1 protein-coding gene is annotated in these 1,261 nt (G+C 68.5%); it reads left to right on the forward strand.

The annotated features are described in order from the left end of the window. Positions 1–67 precede the first annotated feature (67 nt). A protein-coding gene (locus EG850_RS13170) for an IS3 family transposase (protein WP_124974240.1) occupies positions 68–1,261 on the forward strand; the annotation gives its coding sequence in 2 pieces (ribosomal slippage) (positions 68–380 and positions 380–1,261; 1,195 coding nt annotated over the 2 pieces). This gene is flagged as partial in the annotation.

Raw genomic sequence — 1,261 nt, forward strand, 5'->3', positions numbered from 1 at the left:
GGGCCTTGACCCCTGATCTTGGACACGCTGATTCCAGCACGATGCTGGGGAAGCGAGAATCCAAGGGATGGCTAGGAAGAACTACACGGACGAGTTCCGGCAGCGGGCGGTGGACTTGTATGAGTCCACGCCGGGTTCGACGCTCAAGGGCATCGCCGGGGATCTCGGGATCTCTCGGGGTGCGCTGAAAGAGTGGGTCGACAAGTTCGGCTCCGGGGTCACGGTTGCCGCTGCGTCGCCGCCGGGGGCGACGGGGCGACCGGAGTCGCCGGCGGCGAAGGTCCTCCGGTTGGAGGCCGACCTCGCGGCCTTGCAGGCCGAGGCCCGCAAGCTCGAGACGGAGCGGGACATCCTCCGTCAGGCGGCGAAGTATTTCGCTGGGGAGACGAACTGGTGAACCGCTTGCAGTTTGTTGAGGATCACAAGGACGCCTACGGCGTGAAGCGGTTGTGTGAGGTCGTCGAGGTCGCCCGCTCGTCGTTCTACGCCTGGCTGGACTCCGCCGGGCGGCGAGCCGCGAAGGCGACAGACGACGCGGTGTTGGCGGCGCGGATCCGGGTGCTGCAAGACCCCGCTCAGGGTGGCGACCGCGCCTACGGGGCGCCCAGGATCACCGCCGACCTCAACGACGGTGTGCCCGTGGCGGAGCGGGTGAATCACAAGCGCGTCGCGCGGGTAATGCGTGAGCACCGTCTCGCGGGGATCCGGTTGCGACGACGGGTGAAGACCACGATCCCGGACCAGTCCGCCAGGCGCTTTCCCGACCTGATCGGACGGGACTTCTCCGTCGGCGACCCCGGCCGCCGCTACGTGGGCGACATCACCTACCTGCCTATCGCCGACGGCACGAACCTCTACCTCGCGTCCTGCATCGATCTCGGCTCCCGGAAGCTCGCGGGCTGGCAAGTCGCCGACCACATGCGCACCGAACTCGTCGAAGACGCCCTCCGTGCCGCGCACCGCGACCGCGGGTCGCTGGTCGGCGCGATCTTCCACTCCGACCACGGCAGCGTCTACACCTCGAAGGCCTACGCCGCGCTCTGCGAGCAGCTGGGCGTGACCCAGTCCACGGGCGCGGTCGGCACGAGTGCCGACAACTCACTCGCGGAAAGCTTCAACGCCACGCTCAAGCGCGAACTCCTCGCCGGCCGGTCAGCGTTCCCGGACCAGGCCACCGCCTACCGGGCCGTGTTCCGGTGGGCGAACCGCTACAACACTCGCCGGCGCCACTCCGCGATCGGCAACATCAGCCCGAACGCCT

Source organism: Gulosibacter macacae (assembly GCF_003865375.1).
GTDB lineage: Bacteria > Actinomycetota > Actinomycetes > Actinomycetales > Microbacteriaceae > Gulosibacter > Gulosibacter macacae.